Raw genomic sequence first — 7,891 nt, forward strand, 5'->3', positions numbered from 1 at the left:
TCGGACAAGCAGCAAGGACGGACATGACCAGCATGACGCACGACGGCCCGCAGATCACCGGCGGAGTCGACACCCACGGCCTGACCCATCACGCCGCCGTGATCGACCAGATCGGCCGACACCTGGCCGACCGCGAGTTTCCCGCCACCATCCGTGGTTACCGCGGCCTGCTGGACTGGATGCGCTCGCACGGCACGCTCGTGGCAGTGGGGGTGGAGGGCACCGGGGCCTACGGAGCCGAGCTCGCCCGGGTCCTGGCAGCGGCCGGCGTCACGGTCGTCGACGTGGACCGGCCCGACCGCAAGACGCGGCGGATGCGGGGCAAGTCGGATCCGATCGATGCCTACGCCGCCGCCACAGCCGTGCTCTCCGGCCGGGCCACCGGCGTTCCCAAGAGCCGGGACGGCGTGGTCGAGGCCGTCCGCGTGCTCAGGCTCGCCCGCCGCAGCGCGGTCAAGGCCCGCACCCAGGCCATGAACCAGCTCCGCGGTCTGCTCGTCTCGGCCCCCGCGATGCTGCGCGAACAGGTCGCCGGACTGGACCGTACCGCGCTGATACGAACCCTCGCCCGGCTGCGGCCCGGAGACGACCTGTCCCGCCCGCTCGCCGCGACTCGGGCACCGCTGCGGCGCCTCGCCCGCCGCCACCAGGCGCTGGACGAGGAGATCGCCGAGCTCGACGCCGAGATCGGCCCGCTGGTCAGGCTGGCCGCCCCGCAGCTGCTGGAGCTGTCCGGAGTCGGGCTGGAGACCGCCGGGCAGCTGCTGGCCTCGGCCGGCGACAACCCCGAGCGCATGCGGTCCGAGGCGGCGTTCGCACACCTGGCGGGCGTCGCCCCGATCCCGGCATCCTCCGGCCGCACCCACCGCCACCGCCTCAACCGCGGCGGCGACCGGGCCGCGAACAACGCCCTCCACACCATCGTGCTCACCCGCATGCGCTTCGACGAACGCACCCGCTCCTACGCCGAACGCCGCACCAAGGAAGGGCTGAACAAGAAGGACATCACGCGCTGTCTCAAGCGATTCGTCGCCCGTGAGGTCTACCGCGCCCTGACCAGCACACCAACGGAACGAATCACTCAAACCGACCTCGCTCCTGCGGCTTGACAACCATAGGAGCATCCGCCCGGGCCCGGCGGTCCGGGGCCGTTCGCCGATGAAGCGGCCCGGTCGGCGGCCGCCTCTTCGTCCCCTCGGCCTGAAGCTCCTTCACTGCGCCCGTCCGCCCGGCGAAGGCTCGTCTTCCCCCGCTGGTGACCCAGGAGGGCCGGACGGCAGGGACCCCCTGGTCAGGACGCGATCACACCTGACCTGCCCTCGTGGCGACGAGCGGACGGCCGGGGCGGTCGGGGCGGTCGGCGCTCCGCGCGCCTCTTCCACGCCGCTGCCCGAACACGGGCCCCGTGGGCCTCGCCTCGAAGGCCGGGGCACAAGGCACTGCGGGGCTTCAACCGGACGATCGTCCCTGCAGGCGGCAGGGGGCGCCTGCCCGACGTTCACGCCGGTGCGATCGGGATGGCCCTGGCTGGTCCCGGTGACGTCCGCCGAGGTCCTCACGCTCCGCGCGTCGGCTGCGGACCACGGCGGGTCCGGGGTTGTGGCCTCGGCCCGGCAGGTCCTGCCACGCGGCAGGACACGGACGTGCCGGCTGGCGCCGTCGGCTTCCCGTTCGGCGCGGCGAGCGGGGTCGCCCCGTCCTCGCGCATGCGGCCGGATCCGTGCTCCCGCCGCCCGTCTGCTGCCGGACCGGCACCGGGTGCGCGCCCAAGAGAGGTCGTCCTCGGCGCGCCGCCTCCCCGTCGTGGTGCCGTGGTGGCCCGAGAAGCCCCGCCCGCCGCGGGCGAGGGGCGGACGGCCTCCGCGGTGGCGGACTGCCTGCACCGCAGGTTCGACCGGACGAGCCCGGCCGACGAGGCACCGCACGCCCGGCGGGCCGCAGGCGTCTAGCCGCGGCCCTCGGAGTCGGTGGCGGGCCCCTGGCGGGGGAGGTCGCTGCCGTCGTCCGATGCCGCCAGCGGGCCGCGAGCGAGGTGGGGGATCAGAATGGCCAGGTCCCCCAGGCTGCTGCCGTCCCTGGCGGATGCGGCGGCCGGGTCGGTCGGTACGGACGTGGCCGCCTGCGAGGCGGAGGCCGGGAGAAGTACGCCGGCAGCGGCAAGAGCCACGACGGCGCCGACGGTGAGACGGTTACGCACGGACATCCCTTTCGCGCAGGAAGTGACGCGCTGACCAACGACCGGATCGGGGGGAGGACACGTGCCGACGAGGGCTGGATCCCACCGCCGGCCGACGCCCCGATCGCGGCGTCGCAGGGGACGGCAGGACAGCATGGGGGGGGGAGGGCCCGGCCCTGTCCCCGCCGAGGAGGGCCCCGGGCCGGTCGCCTGCGAGATCCGGGTCCTCCACGGCCGCTGCCGCCCGCTCCCCGGCCCGGGCGGCGGGAGCGGGCGGAAAGCCATCGCACGTGGCGACGGGCACGGCGGTCCGTCAGGCGCGCTTCCGTGTCGGCTCCGCCGCGGAAGGAGGGGCCGCCTCGAAGCTGCGGAGCAGCAGGGGGGTCGCCAGCAGGAGCACGCCGGCCAGTCCGACGGCCGTGCGTGGGCCGAGCAGGCTGCCCAGCACGCCCCACAGGGCCGTCAGGAGCGCGGTCGCGCCCTTGGTCGTCACCGCCCAGGCGGTCAGGGTGCGGGAGACCCGGTCGGTCGCCGTGCGCTGGAGGCGGTAGGTGGCATGGACGGGATTGAAGACCCCGCAGCAGAGGATGAGCCCGAACTCGACGCCGGTCACCAGCAGCAGCCCGCCGGTGCCCGGCCCCGGGAAGGCCAGGCCGAGGGGCCAGACCGCGCGCAGCGACCCGGCCACGACCAGGACCCGGTGCTGCCCGAACCGGGTGACGAGCGGCCGGGTCAGCCGCGATCCGAGCAGACCTGCGATCGAGGGCGCGGCGAAGGCCAGGCCGTACTGCCACGGTGCGAACCCCAGCTGTCCGAGCATCAGGACGACAAGCAGCGGTTGGACCGCCATCACCAGGCCGTTGAACAGGGCGGTGTTGAAGAGCAGCGGACGCAGGACCTCGTCGGAGAGGACGTACCGCCAGCCGTCGAGCAGGCCCCCGATGCGTGTGCGCGCAACCTCCCGGCGCCCGGGCCGCGGCTCGTGCCCGCCCGTCGCACGGATGCACAGGGCCGAGAGCAGGTGGCCGACCGCGTCGGCCACCACCGTCGCCACCGGACCGAGCACTCCGATCGCCGCGCCGCCCAGCGGCGGTCCGACGATCGTGATCGTCCAGGACGTGAACTCGAACCGGGCGTTGGCGGCGAGCAGGTCCTCGGCCGGCAGCAGGCCCTTCAGGTAGGCGCCGGAGGCGGCGCGGAAGGTGATGTCGGCCGCCGCGACGACGACCGAGACCAGAAGGAGCTGGAGAAAGGTGAGCGCGCCGAGCGCGAACGCGGCGGGGACCGTCAGCAGCGCCGCGAACCGCGCCAGGTCCGTCGCGATCAGCACCTGCCGCTTGCGGCGGAACTCCACCCACGGACCGAGCGGCACGGCCACGGCCGCCCCCACCGCGGCCCCCGCGGAGGACAGCGCGGCGACCTCGGCCGGTCCGGCGTGCAGCACCTGGACGGCGATCAGCGGAAACGCGCCGAAGGCGAGCCAGGTGCCGAGCGCGCTGGTCCCGTGCGCCGCCCAGAGCCACCCGAACCGCCGCCCCAGCCGTTTCCCGCTCCTCATGCCCGACGCCCCGCCCTTCACCCGTACAACCCGGTCCGCGACCGGAAGCATCCAAGCGAGGGCCGTGGCCAGGGATCAAACAACCGTGGGACCACGGGCCACAACCATCGGTTGTGGTACTAGGGTGCCGACGTGGACTTCGACGCCGTACGGACCTTCGTCGCCGCCGCGGACGCGGGGCAGTTCCAGGAGGCTGCCGCCGAGCTGGCGATCACCCAGCAGGCCGTCTCCAAGCGCATCGCCGCACTGGAACGCGACCTCGGCGTGCGGCTGTTCACCCGCACCGCCCGCGGCGCCGGGCTCAGCATCGACGGGCAGGCCTTCCTGCCCCACGCGCGCGAACTGCTGCGCGTCGCGGAGCGCGCGGAAGCGTCCGTGCGACCCGGCCACCGTCCGCTGCGGATCGACGTGATCGCCTCGCGCGGTGCGGCGTCGGGCCTGATGCGCGCCTTCCACCGCGCCCACCCCGAGATCGAGCTCGACGTGGTGTGGCTGTTCGACATCGAGAAGGCCGTCACCGCCATCCGGTCCGGTGCCATCGACGCGTCCTTCCGGGCCGTCGCCGCGCCCGGTCGGCCCCTTCCCGAGGACATCGCGTCCGTCAGGGTGCTCGACGAACCTCTCCAGCTCCTCACCGGCCCCGGCCACGCGCTGGCGGGCGCCCGGTCGGTGCCGCTCCCCCGGCTCGCCGGGCACCGGATCTGGATGCCGGGCGTCGTCCCCGGAACCGAGTGGGCCGCCTACTACGACGACCTCGTCGCCGAGTTCGGCCTCACCATCGAGGCGACCGGTCCCAACTTCGGTTCCGACGCGCTCCTCGACACCGTCGCCGACACCCCTGCCCTGGCCACCTTCATGGGCGGACGGACCCGCCTCGTCTGGCCCGCCGGCCACGATCTGCGCCGCATCCCGGTCACCGGCCCGACCCCGGTGTACCCGCACTCGCTCCTGTGGCACCGCGACGACTCCCACCCGGCGCTGGACGTGCTCCGCGCCCACCTCGCCACCGCGTCGGCCGGCCACGACACCACCGGGACCTGGACGCCCGGCTGGGCGACACCGCGCTGAACGGCCGCCGCCCCAGGCCGTGGACGCCCGGCGCGAGCCGCTCCTCCACCGGTCAGCCGAGGTAGTCCGCACGCCCCTCGCCGTCGAGTTCGAACGGGCCCTCCGGGATGATGCAGAACTCGTTGCTCTCGGGGTCCGCCATCACCAGGAACCCGCCGTCGGCGTACTGCTCCAGTCGGCGTCCGCCGAGCGCCTCGACCCGTCGCTGTTCGGCGGCGAGGTCGGGCGAGGTGACGTCGACGTGCATGCGGTTCCCGCCCGACCCGGGGTCCGCGGTCCGCTGGAAGCCGTTCTCCCGTCGCAGCCACACGTACGGGCCCGTGCGCCCCACGACCGGCTCGCCACCGGCCCCGGACAGCGCCCCCTCGAACTGATCGTCGTTCGCCGGGCCGTGCGTGTCGGCCCCGGCCGGGTGGGGGCACCGGCAGGAAGCGCCCGCCCCACCCGCGGTCCTTCGCGTGATCGGGACCCACGGCCGGCAGTTGGCCCGGGCGTCTCCCCGGGCCGGCCGGGCCGCACCCGGGTGTCCTGGGCTCATGGGCTTTCGACGTGCCCTGCCGGCGCGGCGGTGTCCGTCCGGGCGGCGCCGTCCACTCTCGTGACGGTTGCCCGGGGCCTGGCCGTGGTGCGGGTCGGCATGGTGAGCACGGCGAGACAGCCGACGACCAGGGCGATGCCGGCCCATCCCGGCAGGGGCAGGCGTTCGCCCACGACGAGCACGGCCAGGACGGCGGCGACAGCGGGTTCCAGCAGCGAGAGGGTGGTCGCGGTGCTCGCCGGGACGTGCGCGAGTCCCCAGCCGAACAGGACGTAGCCGGCGAACATCGGCACCAGGGCCATGTAGATGCCGACGGCCGCGTTGGACCAGGAGGCGAGGAGCGGGCCTCCGGTGGCCAGCAGTACCGGGAGCAGCAGCAGTCCGCCCAGGCCGAAGACCGTCCCCATGGCCGCGCCGGAGGTGACACCGCGGCTGATCAGACGGTGGGCCGCCCAGGAGTACAGGGCATAGGTGAGCCCGGCCACCAGGCCGAGTCCCACGCCGAGCACGGTCTCCCCTGCGGACCGGGCCCCGGAGGCCGAGTGGGCGCCGGAGGCTTCGGCCGCGCACAGCATCACCGTCCCGGTCAGGCCCAGTGCCGCGCCGGTCGTCCAGCGGCGCGTGAGGCGGTGTCCGTCGGCGACGCGCTCGATCAGGGCCGAGGCGAGCGGGGCCGAGCCGATCGACACCACGGTGCCGACGGCGACCCCGGCCAGGCGCATGGAGGAATAGAAGGCCAGGGGGTAGGCCCCGACCGACAGCAGGCCGAGCAGCACCACACCCTTGTGCGCGCGCAGCCGGGGCGCCTCCCGACGGATGCGCGGGGCGGCGACGAGGGCCTGGAGCAGACCGCCCAGCCCCATGGCGACGGCTCCGATCGCAAGCGGTCCCACCGCGGGGGCGAAGGTCGCGGCGGTGCCCGTGGTCCCCCACAGCACCGACGCCACCAGGATGCACACCGTCCCGGCACTCGTCGTGCCGCCGTGTGTCCGGCGCCGGGTCACAGCCGGTCCAGCAGGTCGGCCGCCATCGCCCGGGCATGCTCCAGACGCGTGCCCGCGCCCTCCAGACCGGCGCGGGCCATCGCGCCTTCCAGCAGGAACGCCAGGTGTTCCGCCACCGAGCGCGCTTCCCCGGGCCGCCCGGGGAGCAACTCCTCGAGGTGACCGGCGAGCAGGGATTCGACCTCCTCCTTGTGACGGCGCACCACGGCCCTGCCCTCGTCCCCGGTGGGCAGCTCGGCGGCCGCGTTCAGCAGCCCACAGCCCCGGAACCCGTGCTCGTAGGCGCGGGCTGCGTGATCGGCGTACGCGTCGAAGACGGCCAGCACCCTCTCGCGGCCGTCCCAGGCCTGCTCCAGTCGGCGCCGGTACAGGCCCAGCCACTCCTCGTGCCGTGCGTCGAGGTAGGCCCTCACCAGGTCGGCCTTGGAGGAGAAGTTGTTGTACAGGCTCATCTTCGCCACGCCCGCCTCGGCGGTGATCGTGTCGATGCCCGTCGCCGCCACACCGTCCGCGTAGAAGCGGCGCGCCGCGGCGGCGAGCAGCTTCCCGCGCGCGGTCCCTCGTCGCGTGCCGGGGCGCTCCGCCGCCGTTCCGGTCTCGCTCATCGCAGCCCCTCTCCCTCATTAGGTAGGTCAGCCTACACAGGGAAAGACAGAGCCCCCTCTCCGGCGGCCGCCTCACCCCGCGGTCCGGTCCGTAGCGGGTGCGACCGGCCGCCTCCACCACTCCCCGGCCGGCTCACGGACGGGAACGCCGGCCGCGCCCCACAGGGATCGCCCTCGTCGGGGCGGTTGCCGCCCCGCGCGCACCGAGCGACGATGTCCCCCAGCGCATCGCCCTGCGAGAGGCCGTGGTGACCGGTCCCTGGGTGGCCCTGGAGCCGGGAGCCGACCCTGCCGAGCGCGTACGCGTGCTGCACCGGGCGTACGAGGCCTTCACCGAACCCGGAGCGGTTCAGTCACCCTTACGGAACTCGTCCGGGTCGCCTGCGTCCGCTGGAGCGTCGAGGAGTGCTTCCAGGCCGCCAAGGGCCAGGGCGGACTCGATCACTACCAGGTCCGCGACTGGACCTCGTGGCACCGCCACATCACGCTCGCCATGCTCGCCCTGGCCTTCCTGACCGCCCTCGCAGGCGGCGCAGCCCCCGACCGGCCCATCGATCCCCGCCCCGCCCGCGGCAGCGACCCGATCACGCTGACCGTCCCCGAGATCCGCCGCCTACTCGCCGTCGCGCTCACCCCGCCGGCCGTGACAGCGGCCAGGCTCCTGCACTGGTCCACCCGGCTCCGACGCCACCAAGCGACGGCCCGCCGCAGCCACTACCGACAACGGTCAACTGAGCAACTCACCGGATAGATCACGAAACCGCACTGGAGTACCAATGTGACCGCATCCACCGCCGCCAACAGTCCGATCAGGAGGAGATCGCATGCGTCAAGCCCCCCCCTCGGCTTGTTCCGCAGCATCTCCGGCCAGTTCCACTTCAGCCGCAACGCGGAGGAGATCAGGGCACTCTCCGGTCAGACACGGCAGCTGTAGTTCTTGAT

Annotated in this window: 6 protein-coding genes and 2 pseudogenes; 3 read left to right on the forward strand and 5 right to left on the reverse strand. The window is 74.1% G+C overall.

All coding sequences use genetic code 11. The annotated features are described in order from the left end of the window. Positions 1–32 precede the first annotated feature (32 nt). On the forward strand, positions 33–1,109 hold the full coding sequence (locus KYY02_RS25425) for an IS110 family RNA-guided transposase (protein WP_442538165.1): 1,077 nt from the start codon (positions 33–35) through the stop codon (positions 1,107–1,109). An 836-nt stretch (positions 1,110–1,945) separates the two neighbouring features. Here KYY02_RS25425 and KYY02_RS25430 read toward each other — a convergent pair. Next, positions 1,946–2,197, reverse strand: coding sequence for a hypothetical protein (locus tag KYY02_RS25430; RefSeq protein WP_371241736.1), 252 nt, complete (start codon positions 2,195–2,197; stop codon positions 1,946–1,948). 292 nt (positions 2,198–2,489) lie between these two features. Further along, positions 2,490–3,734, reverse strand: coding sequence for an MFS transporter (locus KYY02_RS25435; protein WP_371241738.1), 1,245 nt, complete (start codon positions 3,732–3,734; stop codon positions 2,490–2,492). A gap of 132 nt (positions 3,735–3,866) precedes the next feature. Between KYY02_RS25435 and KYY02_RS25440 the strand changes: the two genes are divergently transcribed. After that, positions 3,867–4,802 carry a LysR family transcriptional regulator gene (locus KYY02_RS25440; protein WP_371241740.1) on the forward strand — a complete coding sequence of 312 codons (936 nt, stop codon included), beginning with the start codon at positions 3,867–3,869 and terminating at the stop codon, positions 4,800–4,802. A gap of 52 nt (positions 4,803–4,854) precedes the next feature. Here the strand turns inward: KYY02_RS25440 and KYY02_RS25445 are convergent. The 3 genes and pseudogenes from KYY02_RS25445 to KYY02_RS25455 form a co-directional block, all read right to left on the reverse strand. After that, positions 4,855–5,145: pseudogene (locus KYY02_RS25445) on the reverse strand (VOC family protein); the annotation flags it as partial. 191 nt (positions 5,146–5,336) lie between these two features. Next, a complete protein-coding gene (locus tag KYY02_RS25450; RefSeq protein ID WP_371241742.1) occupies positions 5,337–6,344 on the reverse strand; it encodes a DMT family transporter in 1,008 nt (335 codons plus the stop codon). Further along, a complete protein-coding gene (locus KYY02_RS25455; RefSeq protein WP_371241744.1) occupies positions 6,341–6,949 on the reverse strand; it encodes a TetR/AcrR family transcriptional regulator in 609 nt (202 codons plus the stop codon). Before KYY02_RS25455 ends, KYY02_RS25450 begins: the two co-directional genes overlap by 4 nt. 355 nt (positions 6,950–7,304) lie before the next feature. On the opposite strand from KYY02_RS25455, the pseudogene KYY02_RS25465 reads away from it, so the two are divergent. Further along, a pseudogene (locus tag KYY02_RS25465) lies at positions 7,305–7,700 on the forward strand (IS701 family transposase); the annotation flags it as partial. Positions 7,701–7,891 lie beyond the last annotated feature (191 nt).

The organism is Streptomyces pimonensis (genome assembly GCF_041380215.1).
Taxonomy (GTDB): domain Bacteria; phylum Actinomycetota; class Actinomycetes; order Streptomycetales; family Streptomycetaceae; genus Streptomyces; species Streptomyces pimonensis.

Coding starts and splice junctions, on each gene's coding strand:
- KYY02_RS25455 (WP_371241744.1), bottom strand. CDS start 6,949: ATGAGCGAGACCGGAACGGCGGCGGAGCGCCCCGGCACGCGACGAGGG.
- KYY02_RS25435 (WP_371241738.1), bottom strand. CDS start 3,734: ATGAGGAGCGGGAAACGGCTGGGGCGGCGGTTCGGGTGGCTCTGGGCG.
- KYY02_RS25425 (WP_442538165.1), top strand. CDS start 33: ATGACGCACGACGGCCCGCAGATCACCGGCGGAGTCGACACCCACGGC.